The sequence below is a fragment of the Herbidospora galbida genome, assembly GCF_005233835.1.
Taxonomy (GTDB): Bacteria; Actinomycetota; Actinomycetes; order Streptosporangiales; family Streptosporangiaceae; genus Herbidospora; species Herbidospora galbida.
Window position 1 is genome coordinate 69254 of sequence record NZ_SZQA01000014.1, and the last position, 15245, is coordinate 84498.

The 15245-nt window shown below is 71.5% G+C and carries 16 protein-coding genes; 9 read left to right on the forward strand and 7 right to left on the reverse strand.

Translation table 11 applies throughout. The annotated features are described in order from the left end of the window. Positions 1–9: 9 nt before the first annotated feature. Both FDA94_RS16285 and FDA94_RS16290 read left to right on the forward strand, forming a co-directional pair. On the forward strand, positions 10–801 hold the full coding sequence (locus tag FDA94_RS16285) for a class I SAM-dependent methyltransferase (RefSeq protein ID WP_137247911.1): 792 nt from the start codon (positions 10–12) through the stop codon (positions 799–801). Further along, positions 801–1370 (forward strand): carboxymuconolactone decarboxylase family protein, encoded by a 570-nt coding sequence (locus FDA94_RS16290; RefSeq protein WP_137247912.1) that lies wholly within the window; start codon positions 801–803, stop codon positions 1368–1370. The genes FDA94_RS16285 and FDA94_RS16290 overlap by 1 nt, the downstream gene beginning before the upstream one ends. Here the strand turns inward: FDA94_RS16290 and FDA94_RS16295 are convergent. The 5 genes from FDA94_RS16295 to FDA94_RS16315 form a co-directional block, all read right to left on the reverse strand. Next, a complete protein-coding gene (locus tag FDA94_RS16295; RefSeq protein ID WP_137247913.1) occupies positions 1367–2632 on the reverse strand; it encodes a condensation domain-containing protein in 1266 nt (421 codons plus the stop codon). The two genes, FDA94_RS16290 and FDA94_RS16295, sit on opposite strands and share 4 nt — an antisense overlap. Beyond that, positions 2629–2865, reverse strand: coding sequence for a phosphopantetheine-binding protein (locus FDA94_RS16300; RefSeq protein WP_137247914.1), 237 nt, complete (start codon positions 2863–2865; stop codon positions 2629–2631). The genes FDA94_RS16295 and FDA94_RS16300 overlap by 4 nt, the downstream gene beginning before the upstream one ends. Then, a complete protein-coding gene (locus FDA94_RS16305) occupies positions 2862–5309 on the reverse strand; it encodes an AMP-binding protein (protein WP_137247915.1) in 2448 nt (815 codons plus the stop codon). Before FDA94_RS16305 ends, FDA94_RS16300 begins: the two co-directional genes overlap by 4 nt. After that, a complete protein-coding gene (locus tag FDA94_RS16310) occupies positions 5306–6763 on the reverse strand; it encodes a class I adenylate-forming enzyme family protein (RefSeq protein ID WP_137247916.1) in 1458 nt (485 codons plus the stop codon). Before FDA94_RS16310 ends, FDA94_RS16305 begins: the two co-directional genes overlap by 4 nt. Positions 6764–6930: 167 nt before the next feature. Beyond that, positions 6931–7518: an acyl-CoA-like ligand-binding transcription factor gene (locus tag FDA94_RS16315; protein WP_137247917.1), complete on the reverse strand. Its 588-nt coding sequence runs from the start codon at positions 7516–7518 to the stop codon at positions 6931–6933. A 51-nt stretch (positions 7519–7569) separates the two neighbouring features. Between FDA94_RS16315 and FDA94_RS16320 the strand changes: the two genes are divergently transcribed. Next, positions 7570–9015 carry an MDR family MFS transporter gene (locus FDA94_RS16320; RefSeq protein WP_281286592.1) on the forward strand — a complete coding sequence of 482 codons (1446 nt, stop codon included), beginning with the start codon at positions 7570–7572 and terminating at the stop codon, positions 9013–9015. 4 nt (positions 9016–9019) lie between these two features. Here FDA94_RS16320 and FDA94_RS16325 read toward each other — a convergent pair whose 3' ends face one another. Together FDA94_RS16325 and FDA94_RS16330 are read right to left on the reverse strand one after the other, a co-directional pair. After that, the gene (locus FDA94_RS16325; protein WP_246059963.1) at positions 9020–10039 is read right to left on the reverse strand and encodes an NAD-dependent epimerase/dehydratase family protein; all 1020 of its coding nucleotides are present in this window, start codon (positions 10037–10039) and stop codon (positions 9020–9022) included. Positions 10040–10085: 46 nt separating this feature from the next. Then, positions 10086–10832, reverse strand: a complete 747-nt coding sequence (locus FDA94_RS16330) for an MBL fold metallo-hydrolase (RefSeq protein WP_137247919.1) — start codon at positions 10830–10832, stop codon at positions 10086–10088. An 81-nt stretch (positions 10833–10913) separates the two neighbouring features. On the opposite strand from FDA94_RS16330, the gene FDA94_RS16335 reads away from it, so the two are divergent. From FDA94_RS16335 to FDA94_RS16360, 6 genes are all read left to right on the forward strand, one after another. Then, positions 10914–11300, forward strand: a complete 387-nt coding sequence (locus FDA94_RS16335) for a YciI family protein (RefSeq protein WP_137247920.1) — start codon at positions 10914–10916, stop codon at positions 11298–11300. Next, positions 11297–12505 (forward strand): RNA polymerase sigma factor, encoded by a 1209-nt coding sequence (locus tag FDA94_RS16340; protein ID WP_137247921.1) that lies wholly within the window; start codon positions 11297–11299, stop codon positions 12503–12505. The genes FDA94_RS16335 and FDA94_RS16340 overlap by 4 nt, the downstream gene beginning before the upstream one ends. A 19-nt stretch (positions 12506–12524) precedes the next feature. Beyond that, positions 12525–13346 carry an alpha/beta fold hydrolase gene (locus FDA94_RS16345; RefSeq protein WP_137247922.1) on the forward strand — a complete coding sequence of 274 codons (822 nt, stop codon included), beginning with the start codon at positions 12525–12527 and terminating at the stop codon, positions 13344–13346. Beyond that, positions 13339–13893: a TetR/AcrR family transcriptional regulator gene (locus tag FDA94_RS16350; protein ID WP_137247923.1), complete on the forward strand. Its 555-nt coding sequence runs from the start codon at positions 13339–13341 to the stop codon at positions 13891–13893. The genes FDA94_RS16345 and FDA94_RS16350 overlap by 8 nt, the downstream gene beginning before the upstream one ends. 12 nt (positions 13894–13905) lie before the next feature. Continuing rightward, complete coding sequence (locus FDA94_RS16355; protein WP_137247924.1) at positions 13906–14628, forward strand: dienelactone hydrolase family protein; 723 nt, start codon at positions 13906–13908, stop codon at positions 14626–14628. A gap of 86 nt (positions 14629–14714) precedes the next feature. Next, positions 14715–15245, forward strand: a complete 531-nt coding sequence (locus tag FDA94_RS16360; RefSeq protein WP_137247925.1) for an EF-hand domain-containing protein — start codon at positions 14715–14717, stop codon at positions 15243–15245.

Here is a 15245-nt window from a genome sequence, read left to right on the forward strand (position 1 = left end):
ACAGGGGAAATGTACGATTCGACGGCCTGGACGCTGGTCGACGAGGGGTGGGGTCGCCGCGCGGTCGACTTCGCGACGCTCAGCGAACCGGGGAACTGCAGAGAATACGTCGCCATGCACCAGCACCTGGGCATCGGCGACGGCGACCGGATACTCGACGTCGCCTGCGGCGCGGGGCTGGCCCTGGAGCTGGCCGCCGCCCGGGGCGCCCTGGGCGCGGGCATCGACGCCTCGGCCCGGCTGGTCGCGGTGGCCCGCGACCGCAACCCCGACGCGGACGTCCGCGTCGGCGACATGCACGACCTGCCCTGGGACGACGCGTCCTTCGACGCCGTCACCAGCTTCCGAGGGGTCTGGGGCACCACGCCGCTGGCGCTGCGGGAGATCCACCGGGTGCTGAAGCCCGGCGGCCGGCTCGGGCTGACCGTGTGGGGGCACATCAAGAAGTCGACGGGCGCGTGGGCGCTGGCGCCGTTCCGGCTGGCCACCGCGCCGAAGGTCGACAACCAGCGGAACATGGTCGCCCTCGGACGTCCCGGGGCCGGTGAGCAACTGCTGGAGACGTTCGGGTTCACCGACGTCCGGCGGGTGACCGTGCCGTTCGCGTGGGAGTTCGCCGACCCGGCGACCTACGCGCGGGCGCTGGCGGCGACCGGGCCGGCGTACGAGGCGATCCAGAACATCGGCGAGGACGCGTTCGCCGACGCCGCGATCAAGGGGGCCGAAGAACGGCTGCGCGCGGGCCTGCCGCTCCGGGCGGCCATCGACGTGGTCGGCTACCTGGCCCGGAAGGGGGCGTGATGAGCAGCTTCCTGGCCGACATGGAGGCCGACCCGGCGGAGGCCCAGGTCGACCTCGAAGAGCTCGGGTACGTCATGAACGCCACCCGCTTCTGGGGCTACCGGCCCGAGGTGGCCGAGGGCATCTTCGGCCTGGCCAGAGTGGTCACGCGCGGGCTGCCGCTGCGGCTGCGGGGGATCATGGTGGCCGCCTGCGCGGTCGCCTACGGGAACTCCTACTGCGCGCTCGCGTGGGGCAACAAGCTCGCGTCCTGGGCCGACCCGGAGACGGCGGTCACGGTGCTCACCGGCGCCGACGAGGGCCTGACCGAGGACGAGCGCGCCGTCGCCGCGTGGACCCGCAAGGTCACCAGGCGGCCCCACGCGACGACCGAGGCCGACGTCGAGGAGCTGCGCGCCGCCGGGTTCACCGACGCGCAGATCTTCGACATCACGACGTTCGTGGCGCTCCGGATCGCGTTCTCGACCGTGAACGACGCGCTCGGCCTGCGGCCGGACGCCCAGCTGCGGACCACGACCCACGAGGGCATCCTCGCGGCGATCGACTTCGGCCGCCCGATCGCCGATTAGACGGCCCCGACCAGCCGGGTCTCGACACTGCGCAACATCGACTCCGCCGTGTCCCTGGGGAGGTAGGCGGTGTCGGCGATGAGGCTCAGCAGGCCGGTGCCCGCGTCGGCGCCGACCGTGAAGAACACCTTGAACCTGACGCCCGGCCAGGCGTTCTTCGTGTACGTCCTGGTCGTCGCCACCGACAGGTCGGTGTCGGGCGGGAGGGCCGGCCAGCCCGGGGCGGCCCGGCGGTCGTTGAAGAAGGCGTCCAGGTCGTGACCGCCGGCCTTCTCGCGCATCACGGTCATCGCGGCCGGGTCGTAGTGGGCGTTGCGGTAGGCCTGCAGGGCGGCCCGATGGGTGGTGCGGCAGAACTCGGCGAAGTCGTGTTCCGGACGGTCGAGGACGATCAGGGCGTCCTGGCCGACCGTGCCGACCATCCCCCGGGTCCTGGCGTCGCGGCGGTTGCTGTGCACGAGCTGCATGACCACCCGCGAGCGTGCGCTGACCTCGGCCAGCACCTCGGCGCAGGCGGCCAGGATCACGCTGGTCGAACTGACCGTGAGCCGGTTGGACAGCCGGGTGGCGGCCACCGCCAGCGCGGGCGAGTCCATGATGACCTCGATGAACCGGGGGTCCTCCGGTTCGCCCGGCGGATGGTCGAAGACGTCGAGCGGGACGTCGGCGAGCACGTCGCGCCAGTAGGCGATCGACCGCGCCGACCGGGCCTGCCAGGCGTCGGAGGCCTCCAGCCCGGCCTGGTCGCGGGGCTGCCACGCCACCGGCGGCAGCGCGGCCCCCTTCAACAGGGCCTTCCACTCCTCGGCCAGCAGGGCGAGGGCCTGGTAGTCGACCGCCAGGTGGGTGAAGACGCAGGCCAGCGCGAACGGGCGGCCGTCCTTGAGCACGATCGCGCAGCGCAGCGGCCATTCCGCGCCGTGGTCGAAGACGATGTGCGCCATCTCGGCGGCCACCCGGTCGGCCACCCGGAGCCCGCGATCGGTGCCGGCCTCGACCAGCTCGACCTCCAGCACGCCGTCGCGGAAGACCCGCTGCCCGGCGTCGGAGAAGGTGGTCCGCAGCGCCTCGTGCCGCTCGATCAGCACCCGCAGCGCGTCGAGCACCACCGACAGGTCCTTGCGCCCGTAGACCGGGAACACGAAGGGGCAGTTCAGGTAGTTCTGGCTGGCGCCCATCAGGTGGACGGCCCGCCACATCAGCCGCTGCCCCCAGGTCAGCGGCGCTTCCCCCTCGGTGGCGCCGGAGAACTCGATCTTCATTTCAGCGCCGCGACGAGGGTGTCGACGTCCTCGAACGACGACAGGTCGCCGCTGAGGTCGAACTCCAGGCCGAAGACGTCCTCGATGGTGTCGATCAGGCTGATCCGGGCCAGCGACGTCAGCCCCAGCGCCGACAGTGTGTGCCGCCCGGCCAGCACCTCGTCGGAACTGATCACGCCGCCGGAGGCGTCCGCGATCATGCCGGCCAGCCGGACCCTGAGCTCATCGGTCATGCCATCTCCAGATCACGCAGTTGCTCGACGGCCAGTGCCAGCCCGGCCACGGTGGGCCGTTCGAAGACCGTCTTCATCGGTACGTCCAACTCCAGCGCCTCCCGCAGCCGCGAGGCCACCCGCTCGGCCAGCAGCGCATGCCCGCCGAGCGCGAAGAAGTCGTCGAAGACGCCGACCTCCGCCAGCCCGAGCACCTCGGCCCACACGCCGGCGACCAGCGTCTCGGTGTCGGTGCGGGGCTCGACGAACTCGGCAGCGCGCACGGGTGCCGGGTCGTCCGTCCGGCCGAGGAACTCGATGGTGCCGTCGTCGCGGTGACGGGCCAGGTCGCCGGTCCGGAAGAGCCGGTCGTCCGGCCCTCCGAACGGGTCTTTCACGAACCGTTCGGCGGTCAGCTCGGGCTGCCATCGATAGCCGGCGGCCACCCCCGCGCCGCCGACGCACAGCTCACCCGGCGCCCCGACCGGCACCAGCCGGAGCTTCTCGTCGAGCAGGCGGACGACGGTGTTGGCGATCGGCCGCCCGATGGAGCCGTCTTCGGAGAGCATGCTTGCGATGGTCGTCTCGGCCGATCCGTAGAGGCTGACCACGCGGTCGAACCGCTGCCCGAGTTCCGGCGTCGGCGAGGGTGTGGCCGGTGCGTACGTCACCCCCTGCGCCTCGGCGGGCTCGGCGAGGGCCCCCGTTCCCGCGATGACCACCCGGCCGCCGGTGATCAGCGGCAGGTAGAACTCCAGCGCCGAGATGTCGACCGCCGGTGAGGTGAGCGCGAGCAACCGGTCGTCCGGCCCCGGCCCGAGCAGGTCCCGCATCGACAGCAGCAGGTTCGCCAGGTTCCCGTGGGTGACCTCGACGCCCGTCGGCCGCCCGGCCGGGCCCGAGGTGTAGACGACGTAGGCGAGGTCGTCGGGCGCGATCAGCCGCAGATAGCCCTCGTGGTCGTCGGTACGCGCGTCGGTCAGCACCAGCTTCGGCTGCGCGTCCGCCACGATCATCTCGATCCACTCGGCCGGATGGCCGGGATCCAGCGGCAGGTACGCCGCCCCCGTCCGCTGCACCGCCAGCAGCGCGATCAGCAGGTCGTCGGAGCGGGGGATCTTCAACCCCACGAGGTCGCCGGGGCCGATCCCGGCCCGCCGCAGCCGTCCGGCCAGCCGCCCGGCGGCCATGTCGAGTTCGGCGTAGGTCAGCGTCCGGTCGTCGTGGCGGACCGCGACCGCGTGCGGGGCCTTCCGCACCTGGGCCGCGAACAGCTCGGGCAGCGTGACCGGCGGGTGGTCGACGGCGGTGTCGTTCCAGGTGACGAGCAGCTTCTCCCGGTCGGCGGCCGGGATGACGTCGAGTTCGCCGACGGCCACCCCGGGCTCGGCGGCGGCGTGCGCGAGGAGCGTGCCCAGCGCGTCCCAGAACCGGACGACCGTCTCCCGGTCGAGCGCCTCGGGGTTGAACCGCAGCCAGGTGCCGAGCCCGTCGACCACCTGGAGGTGCAGCGGGCCGCGCACCTCTCCGGCGAACATCGCGTGCTCGACCGTGACGTCGAGGCCGGGGAAGTCCGGCGGGTTCCCGGCGCGGCGGTAGCTCAGCGAGACGGGGGTCGACGGCGTACGCGACGGCCGGGCCGTGCGGTCGAGGCCGCGGACCTGGGCCCGCACCTCCCGCGCGAAGTCGTCGAAGGGCAGCGCGTCACGCGGCCAGGTGATGACCGGCAGCTCGTTGACGTAGGGGCCGATGCGGTCGCGGGTCTCGCGCCCGCGCGTGGTCACGTCGACCAGGACGGCGGGGGTCTCGGTCCCGTACCGGAACAGCAGGGCGTGGACGCCCGCCAGCAGCGCCTCGAACGTCGTCACCCCGGCCGCCTCCGCGACGGCGGCGGCCGACGCGAGCACCGCGGCGTCGCCCCTGATCTGCTCCCCCGGCCCGAACCGGTCAGACCGGCGCTGACCGGGCAGCGTGAACCCGACCGGGGGGACGTCGAGCGGCGTCGGAGCCGGCGGCTCGAAGTCGACCGGCTCCCGTGACGCCCTCGATTCGCCGTAGTGGCGGGCGAGGTCGCGTACGAGGACGTCTTGGGACAGCCCGTCGAACACCAGATGGTGGGCCACGAAGAGCAGCAGGTGGCGGCCCTCGCCGGCGGGCGCGAGCGTGAAGCGCGCGAGCGGGCCGTGGTCGAGGTCGAAGGGCCGCGCGACCTCGGCGGCGACGAACTCGGGCGTCGCCTCGGCGGTCACCGACACCGTCGGAGCCGGCCCTTCGACGACATCGCCCGACTCGGTCACCAGCGTCGACAGCACCCGGTGCCGGGCCACCACTGCGGCGCAGGCCGCGAGCAGGGCGGGCACGTCGAGGTCGCCGTCGAACCAGATCGAGACCGGGAGGTGGTAGGCGGTCCCGGCCCCGAGCCGGGCGGCGGTCCACATGCCCTGCTGCATGGGAGAGGCCTTCATCGTGTCCGTCCCGGAGGCGTGTGGGCCGGCCCGATCAGGTCGAGCAGGCGGGGCTTCACCACCTTGCCGAGGTGGTTCTTGGGCAGTTCGGCCACGAACACCAGCCGGCTGGGGAGCTCGTGCGGCGCGAGCCGGTCGAGCAGGAAGGCGCGCAGTCCGGCGGGCGTCACGGGGGCGCGGGTCACCACCGCCGCCCCGGTCACCCGGCCGAGCACCGGGTGCGGCAGGCCGGCCACGGCCGCCTCGGCGACCGAGGGGTGTTCGTGCAGCGCCGCCTCGACCTGGAGCGTCGACACCTTGTGCCCGCCCGACTCGATGACGTCGCCCTCGCGGTCGACCAGGTAGAGGTAGCCGTCGTCGTCGAGATAGCCCAGGTCGCCCATGCGCACCCAGCCGTCGCGGAACACCCGGTCGGTGGCCTGCCGGTCGCCGTAGTAGACGCGGCTCCCGGCGGGGGAGCGCAGCCAGATCTCGCCGGTCTCCCCCGGCTTCACCGTCTCGCCGTCGGGCCCCGAGATCCGCAGGTCGCCGCCCTGCGTGGGGCGGCCGACCGAGGCGGGCCGGGCCGGGTCGACGATCATCACCGTGTGCGCGGGCGCGGCCTCGGTCGAGGTGTAGTAATTGACGATCGTCGCATTCGGGAACGCCTTGGCCATCCCGGCCGCCACGCACGGCGGCAGGTTCGCGGCCGTCGAGCCGAGCAGCCTGACCGAGCTGAAGTCGTGCCGTTCGTGCACGCCCGCGTTGAGCAGCTGGATCGCGTGCGACGGGACCACGAACACCGTGCCCACCCGGTGGGTCTCGATGAGCCTGGCGAAGCGCCCCGGCGTGAACATCGGTGTCGTCAGCGCGGCCGGGTGGGCGTCGAGGGCGTTGACCAACATGTTCTGCCCGGCGTTGGTGCCGATCGGGAAGGCGTGCAGGAAGTGCCGGGAATGGGCGAGCCGGCGATGGCGGGGATCGGTGCCGAAGGCCAGGTTGGCGTGGGTCGCGCCGACGCCCTTGGCCCGGCCGGTCGTGCCGGAGGTGTAGATGATCTGGGCCAGCTTCTCGGGCCCGAGTCCCCGCCCCATGGGGGCGGTGTCGTTCGCGGCCAGTTCGGCCGAGGTCTCTTTGGAGATCGTCTGTACGACGCCGCAGTCGGCCATCGCGTGGTCGATCTCCGCGGGGGCTAATCGCTCCGAGAGCGGCACCGCCACACCGCCCGCCCGGAGCACCCCGCACCAGGCGACCGCGTAGTCGATCCAGTCGCGCTCCCCGAAGACGAGCGCCACCCGGTCGCCGGGCGACAGCCCCCGCTCGACGAGTGACCGCGCCGTCGCGTCGGCCCGCCGGTCCCAGTCGCCGAACGTGATCTCCCCGACGTCGGCCACCACGATCGCCGTCTTCTCGGCCTGCTCGGCGGCCCGGCGGGCGAGCAGGTCGGGAAGCGTGAGGTGTCGGTCAACCCGCACGGCCACCACCGTTTCGAAATATTTCGAGCCACCATGAACCCGGTCAGGGGGCACGGAAAGTGACAGCCTGCCCAGGCAGGACAGGCAGTGAAATTTCTCGTATCGGCAGGATAGGCATTGCCAGCGGGAAACGACAGAGAAATGTTTGAGACGTTACTCCGAAACTTTCAGGTCCCGGTGAAGCTGTCGCCCATCTCGGCGAGGCTGGCCTGAAGGACCTCCCCCAGAGGGCGTGACTCGCGCTCGTCGAGCCACACGATGATCGCGACGCGCAGCGCCGCCAGGAAGGCCGTCGCCATCACGCGCGGACGCAGCGTGTGATCGTCGAGGCCCTCGCGGGCGGCGACCTCGACGGCGATCTCCTGTTCCAGCAGCGCCTGGTTGGCCAGCTGGCGGGCGAGCAGCGCCGGGTGCCGGCGGGCCAGCCGGGTGCGCATCGCCCATTCGCGGTCGGCCTCCTTGCCCTGGTCCTCGTAGAGCTCGGCGGAGGCGCGGCAGAGCGCGGGCCAGGCGCGTTCGCCTTCGGGGCGGCGGCGGATGCGTTCGACGAGGTCCTGGATGCGCTGCTCCTCGCCGTAGAGGACGGCGTCCTCCTTGCCGGCGAAGTAGTTGGAGAACGTCCGCCGCGAGATGTTGGCGGCGTCGGCGATGGCCTCGACGGTCACCGCGTCGAAGCCCAGTTCGACGGTCAGCCGCAGCGCGGCCTCGTGGACCGCCTGCCGGGTCTCGGCCTTCTTCCGCTCTCTCAGTCCCACGAGTGGCACCCTACTGGGCACGCAAATTTGCGCAATGGGTAAACTTGCCTCGTGAGCAAAAATCACCGCCAAATCTTGGAGGCCCTGAGCGGCCTCCTGCTCGTGCTCTTCGTCGCGATGATCTCCAGCACGATCGTCTCGGTCGCGCTGCCGCAGATCATCACGGCCCTGAAGGGCACCCAGTCGCAGTACACCTGGGTCGTCACCGCCTCTCTGCTGACCGCGACCGCGACCACCCCGATCTGGGGGCGCCTCGCCGACCTCTACAACAAGAAGACCCTCCTCCAGGTCGCCGTCGGCCTGTTCCTCCTCGGCTCGCTGGCCTGCGGGTTCGCGCAGAACACCGCGCAGCTGATCGGCTTCCGGGCGGTCCAGGGCCTCGGCATGGGCGCCCTGCAGGTGCTCGTCCAGGTGATCATCGCGGCGATGATCCCGCCGAAGGAGCGCGGCAAGTACAACGGCTACCTCGGCGGCGTGATGGCCGTGGCGACGGTCGGCGGCCCGCTGCTGGGCGGCGTCATCGCCGACACCTCGTGGCTCGGCTGGCGCTGGTGCTTCTGGATCGCCGTGCCGTTCTGCGTGATCGCGTGGGCCCTGCTGTTCAAGACCCTCAAGGTCGAGACCGTCCGCCGCGACGTGACCGTCGACTACGCCGGTGCGGGCCTCATCGCGGCCGGCGTCAGCGTGCTGCTCATCTGGATCACCTTCGTCGGCAACTCGTTCGACTGGATCTCCTGGCAGAGCGCCGTCATGGTCGGCGGCTCGGTCGTCCTGCTCGGCCTGGCCACCTTCGTGGAGTCGCGGGTCAAGGACCCGGTCGTCCCGCTGCACGTCATCAAGCGGCGCACCCCGGCCCTGGCCATCCTCGCCAGCCTCGCGGTCGGCATGGCGATGTTCGGCGGCGCCGTCTTCCTCGGGCAGTACTACCAGGTCGGCCGGGGCTTCACGCCCACCGAGGCCGGGCTCATGACGATCCCGATGATGGCCGGCGTGCTGCTCTCCTCGGCGATCTCGGGCCAGATCATCTCCCGCACCGGCAAGGTCCGCCCGTGGATCATCTCGGGCTCGGTCATCCTCACCGTCGGCTTCCTCGGCCTGTCCCGGATCGACCACACCACCTCGATCTGGTGGATCATCCCGGCGATGGTCCTGGTCGGCGCGGGCGTCGGCATGTCGATGCAGAACCTGGTGCTGGCCCTGCAGAACACCGTCGCCCTGCACGACCTGGGCGCCGCCAGCGGCGCGATCACCTTCTTCCGCTCCCTCGGCGGCACCATCGGCGTCTCGGTCCTCGGCGCGATCCTGGCCGACCAGGTCGCCGAGAACGCGGTGAAGAACCCGCTCCCGGTGGCCTTCGCCGACGCGACCGGCCACATCTTCCTCGTCTCGGCCGTGATCGCCGCCCTCGGCGTCATCGCGACCCTGTTCTTCCGCCCGGCCCCGCTGCGCGAGACCGTGGAGAAGGAGGACACCCCGGTCCCGGCCGGTGTGAGCTGACCTCTCAGGGGCGGCTGCCCACCCCCGTCGACGACACCTCGCGGACGCGTCCCGGCAGGCCCTCCTCCGGCTTGAGTGGGCCGGTGTCCATGCCCGCGCCCTCGCGCAGCCCCTTGAGGAAGGCGAGGATCGCCTCCTGGGAGTCGTGGGTCGGCGTCCAGCCAAGCTCCTCGCGGGCCCGCGAGGTGTCCATGACCGGGATGTGCAGGGCGATGTCCAGCATCCCCGGCATGGTCGGGATCAGCCGCAGCCGCCAGGCCGCCGAGACCGCGAGGCGGGCCAGCCCGGCGGGCACCGGCACCAGCCGGGCGTCGACCAGTTCGGCCACCATGGGCATGTCGAGCACCGGCTCGCTGGCGATGTTGAACGCGCCGCGCACCGGCCGGGTGGCCGCCAGACGGAAGGCCTGGGCCGCGTCGTCGGTGTGCAGGATCTGCAACTTGAGCCCCGGGATGTCGGGCACCACCGGGATCCGGCCCGGCCGGGGGGCGAGCGGGCCCATGAAGAGCCGGCGCTGCTGGGTGGCGGCCTCGCGCTTGAAGATGAACCCGGGGCGCATCCGCACCACCCGGATGCCGGAGTGGTCGCGCTCGAAGACGTCCAGGACCCGCTCCAGGTAGGCCTTCTCGCGGCCGTAGGGCGCCCCGGGCCAGCCGTGGGTGGGCCAGCTCTCGTCGACGAGACCGCCGGGCGAGTAGGCGCCGACGGAGGAGGCGTACACCAGCGCGGGCACGCCGGCCTCGGCCACGGCGTTGAAGACCCGGATCCCACCGATGACGTTGTTCCGCCAGGTCAGGATCGGGTTGCGCATGGGCTGGAAGAGCCAGGCGAGGTGGATGACCACGTCTGCCCCGGTGAAGATCTCCACCAGATCGTCGGTGGAGATGTCCGCCGCGCGGAAGCTGGTCTTCCCCCCTGTGAATCCGGGTAGCCGACGGGCCACCCCCATGATCGAGGTGACCTCGGGATCCGCTTCCAGCGCCGCGAGGACACTCGTGCCGACGTTTCCGGTCGCACCAACCACGATTACTCGCATATCGGGCGAATGCCCCAGACCGTGCGCTCGAAAACTAGACCTCCGCCGTCAGCGCCTCGCCCATGGGGAACCAGGTCAACGGCAGCTGAGCTTGGACGATGCCCTCCCGGCCGTCGCGGAAGTGCGACCAGCCCTCCCAATGGACCGCGAAGACGTTGGCCGGAGCCATGTCGCCGAGCAGGGTCACCGCGTCACGACCGGTCATCGTGTAGCGCAGCGGCCCGGTGATCGGGAACCGGACGCCGCCGAGATGGAAGACCACCGTGCCCGGCTTCAGCGTGCGGGCGGTCTCGCGCAGGGGGGCGTACAGGACGGTGTCTCCCGTGATCCACAACGGGCCGTGCGCCTGGCCGGGCCATTCGAGGGCGAACCCGATGACGTCGCCGACGATGGGGTGGCTCAGCGGCGGCCCGTGCCGGCAGGGGGTGGCGGTGATCTTGACGTCGTTCAGGCGGGTGCTCTCGCCAGGGCGCAGCCCGGTGCCGCCGATCCGGCCGGCCCCCGAGTGGGTGGTGATCACCAGCGGGACGTCCTTCAGGAAGGCCCGCCCGGCGGCGTCGAGGTTGTCGTCGTGGTGGTCGTGGGTGAGCAGCACCGCGTCGACCGGCCCGATCTCCTCCGGCGTGAGCGCCGGTCCGGCGACCTTGGTCGACGAGGTGCCGAAGCCGAAGTCGTAGGTCCGGCCGGGCGCGTCGAAGGTCGGATCGGTGAGCAACCGGAGACCCTCGAACTCGATGAGTAACGTCGGGCCGCCGACATGGGTGAATGTGACCTCCGTCATGCCCCGTATTTTGTCGTTCCGGACATGTCCGGCGGGAGTCCCCGGCTCCGACGTATCGGGTGAGCGAAGGGAGAACAGATCATGAAATACATGATCATGCTGTACGGCTCACAGCGTGACTTCGACGCCATGGCGACCGGCGGCCCCGAAGTGGCCGAGATGCACGCGTTCATGGAGAAGTGGAACAACGACCTGGTCGAGTCGGGCGAGTTCGTCGACGCCAAGGGCCTGTCGGCGCCCGTCCACGCGCGCCGGATCTCCATGAAGGGCGGGGTGCCGGTCGTCACCGACGGCCCCTACCCGGAGACCCAGGAGGTCCTGGTCGGCTACACGATCGTCGAGTGCGCCGGCTTCGACCGGGCCACCGAGATCGCCGCCCGGCTCGCCCGCACGCCCGGCCAGGAGGCCGAGGGCCAGTACGTCGACGTGCGGCCCATCATGGAGCACTTCGACGACATGTTCGAATGACCGACCGGCCCGGCGTGGAGGACCTGCTGCGCGAGCACGCGCCGCAGGTCCTCGCCGCGCTGGTGCGCCGTTACGGCCACTTCGACACGGCCGAGGACGCCGTCCAGGAGGCGCTCCTGGCCGCCGCCACCCAGTGGCCGGCCGACGGGGTGCCCGACAACCCGAAGGCGTGGCTGATCACCGTCGCCGCCCGCCGCCTGACCGACCTGCTGCGCAGCCAGCAGGCCCGCCGGGAGCGCGAGGAGGCGTCGGCCCGCTGGACCCCCGTGCCGGCCGACCCGCCCGCCGCCGGGGACGACACCCTGGTGCTGCTGTTCATGTGCTGCCACCCGTCGCTGTCGCCGGCGTCGCAGATCGCGCTGACCCTGCGCGCCGTCGGCGGCCTGACCACGGCCGAGATCGCCCGCGCCTTCCTGGTCCCCGAGGCGACCATGACCCGGCGCATCACCCGGGCGAAGAAGACCGTCAAAGAGAGCGGCCAGCCCTTCGGCCTGCCCCGCGACCGCGCCGACCGCCTGGGCGTGGTGCTGCACGTCCTCTACCTGATCTTCAACGAGGGCTACGCGACCACCTCCGGCCCCGACCTGCAACGGGTCGAACTGGCCCGCGAGGCGATCAGGCTGACCCGGATGCTCCGCCGCACGCTGCCCCGCGACGGCGAGGTGGCGGGCCTGCTGGCCCTGATGCTCCTCACCGACGCCCGCCGCGCCGCCCGCACCGGTCCCGGCGGCGCCCTGATCCCCATGGACGAGCAGGACCGCTCGCTGTGGGACCCGGCGCAGATCGCCGAAGGCGTCGCCCTGCTCGAAGAGGCCCTCCCATGCGGCGAGCCCGGCCCCTACCAGCTCCAGGCCGCCATCGCCGCCCTCCACGACGAGGCCCCGGCCCCCGCCGCCACCGACTGGCCCCAGATCCGCGCCCTGTACGACGTCCTCTACGAGATGACCCCCACCCCGGTCGTGGCCCTGAACCGGGTGGTGGCCCTGGCCATGAGCGAGGGGCCGGCCGCCGGCCTGGCGGCGCTGGAGACGATCTCGCCGGTCGACCACCGGGTGCTGGGCGTACGGGCCCATCTGCTGGAGATGTCGGGCGATCGCACGGCGGCGCGGAAGGCCTATCTCGACGCCGCGGAGGCGTCCACGAGCCTGCCGCGACAGCGCTACTTCCAGAGCAGGGCCGCCCGCTGCCTTGACGAGAGCGGCTAAAGCTATTAGCTTCTCAGCTATGAGCATTAGCTATTTGGAGCACGAGGGTGGCCGGATCGCCTACGAGATCGACGGCGACGGCCCTCTGGTCGTCCTGGCCCATGGGATGGGCGACAGCCGCAAGGCCTTCCGGTTCCTGGCGCCGAAGCTGGTCGCGGCCGGTTACCGGGTCGCCTCGGTCGACCTGCGCGGCCACGGCGACTCGTCCACCACGTGGGCCTCCTACACGCGTACCGACATCGCGAACGACCTCGTCGCGCTGATCAGGGAGCTCGGCGGTCCGGCCGTCGTCGTGGGTCACTCGTTCGCCGGCGGGTCGGCGACGATCGCGGCCGTCGACGCGCCCGAGCTGGTCGCCGCGGTCGTTTTGGTCGGGCCGTTCACGCGGGCGCAGAAGACGGACTTCGGCGCCCTGCTGCGCGACGGGCACCACCGGCGCGGGATCATGCTGCTGATGGCGACCGCCGCCCTGCGCAGCGTGAAACTGTGGAAGAAATACCTCGACCACGCCTACCCGGGCCGCAAGCCCGCCGACTGGCAGGCCTACCTGAGCACTCTGGAGACCACGCTGCACATGGACGTCGTGGCGAAGATGGGCATGAACCCGCCGGTCGACGCGGGGAGGAAACTGCCCCTGCTCAAGGCCCCCGCGCTGGTCGTCATGGGCGACCGCGACCCCGACTGGGGCGACCCGAGGGCCGAGGCCGAGGGGATCGTCGCGGAGACCCCGGCGGGGACCGTCGCGATGATCCCGGGCGCCGGGCACTACCCCCACGCGCAGTACCCCGACGAAGTCGCCGACGTCATGCTGCCGTTCCTCGCGGAGCACACGCGTGGCTAGGGCGGGCCTGACGCCCGAGATCGTCGTCGACCTCGCCATGGCGATCGTCGACGAGCACGGCCCGGCCGCCGTCACCCTGTCGGCGGTCGCGGCCCGGGCGGGAGTGGCCACGCCCTCGCTCTACAAGCACGTGCGCAACCTGGCCGAACTCACCGAACTCGTGTCGATCAGGGTGATGGACCAACTGGCCGACCGAGGCTCCGCCGCCGTCGCCGGCCGGTCGGGCGAAGACGCTTTGCGCGCCTACGCCGACGCCTGGCGGGGCTACGCGAAAGACCACCCCGGCCGCTACGCCGCCATGATCCAGACCGCCTCGCCGGAGCTGTCGAAGGCCGGCCAGAAAATCATCGACATCATCCTGGCCGCGCTGCGGTCGTACGGGCTCGAAGGCGAACAGGCCATCCACGCGACGCGTGCCCTGCGCGCCGCCATCCACGGGTTCGTCGTCATCGAGACGGTCGGCGGTTTCGGTCTCCCGTACGCCATCGACGAGAGCTACCACCAGTTGATCGGGATGGTGATCGCGGGCCTGCCGAAACCCGTGTGACAAGATCGCCCCATGTGTCACAGCACCGACAGCAGGCCACCCGCGCCGCCGGTGGCGGGGGCGGTCGCCTCTCATGAGCAGACCACGCTGACCAGCGAAGACGGCACCCGCTTCCTGGCCTACCGGGCCGAACCCGCCGAGCCCAACGGCCGTTCGGTGATCATCCTGCCGGACATCCGCGGCCTCCATCCCTACTACCGGGACCTGGCCGTCCGGTTCGCCGAGGCGGGTTTCCACACCATCGCCATCGACTATTTCGGCCGCACCGCCGAAACCGACGATCGGGGCGAAGACTTCGACTGGCAGCCCCACATCGCCCAGGTCACCCCGGAACAGGTCGACCAGGACGTCGCCGCCGCCCGCGCCGAACTGCCCGCCCCGGTCTTCACCGTGGGCTTCTGCTTCGGCGGCTCCCACTCGTGGCGGCTGGGCGCCCACGGCAGCGGACTGGCCGGCGCGATCGGCTTCTACGGCGCCATCCGCCGCATCGGCGAGGTGCCGTCCACGCCCGGCGCCCCGATCCTGCTGCTGCGCGGCGGCGCCGACACGGCGTCGACCCCGGAGGAGTTCGACGGCTTCACCGCCGCCCTCGACGCCGCAGGCACACCCAACACGTCTGTCATTTATGACGGCGCCCCCCACTCGTTCTTCGACCGTTCGTTCGCCGAATGGGCCGAGGCCTGCGACGACGCGTGGCGCCAGATCATGGGCTTCACGGCGGATCACTCCCAGTAAGACAACTGTCACTCAGGGTGTCATCGTGGCCGCTCGCCCGGGTTGGTGACCATCAAGGTCCCCCCACCTGTGAAGGGAGTGGCCCGATGGCTACCAAGTTCCAGTACCGCAAGATCACCGGTGTCTTCCGCGCGATGGACGTCGACGGCGACGGCTACCTGACCGAGTCCGACTTCGAGGCGCTGGCGAGCCGGTGGGCGGCGATCCAGGGGCAGCCGAAGGGCCGCATCTACTCGATCATGATGAACTGGTGGGCCACCCTCCTGACGGCCGACCGCGACGGCGACGAGCGGGTCACCCTCGACGACGTGATGGTGATCGTCGACCGGCTCAACGAGATGCCCCACGCGATGGCCACCACGGCGCTGTCGATGTTCGACGCGGTCGACGCGAACGGCGACGGCCTGATCTCGGCCCGGGAGTACAACCAGATGATCGTGGGCTGGACCGGCGTGCCGACCGACACCGACGACGTCTTCGACGAACTCGACGGCGACGACGACGGCTACCTGTCCCGCACGGAGTTCGGCGAACTGTGGGCGGAGTTCTGGTCGGGCGACGACCAGCGGGCGTCGGGGTCGCTGGTGTTCGGGCGGATCGACGTACCGGCGCGCTAA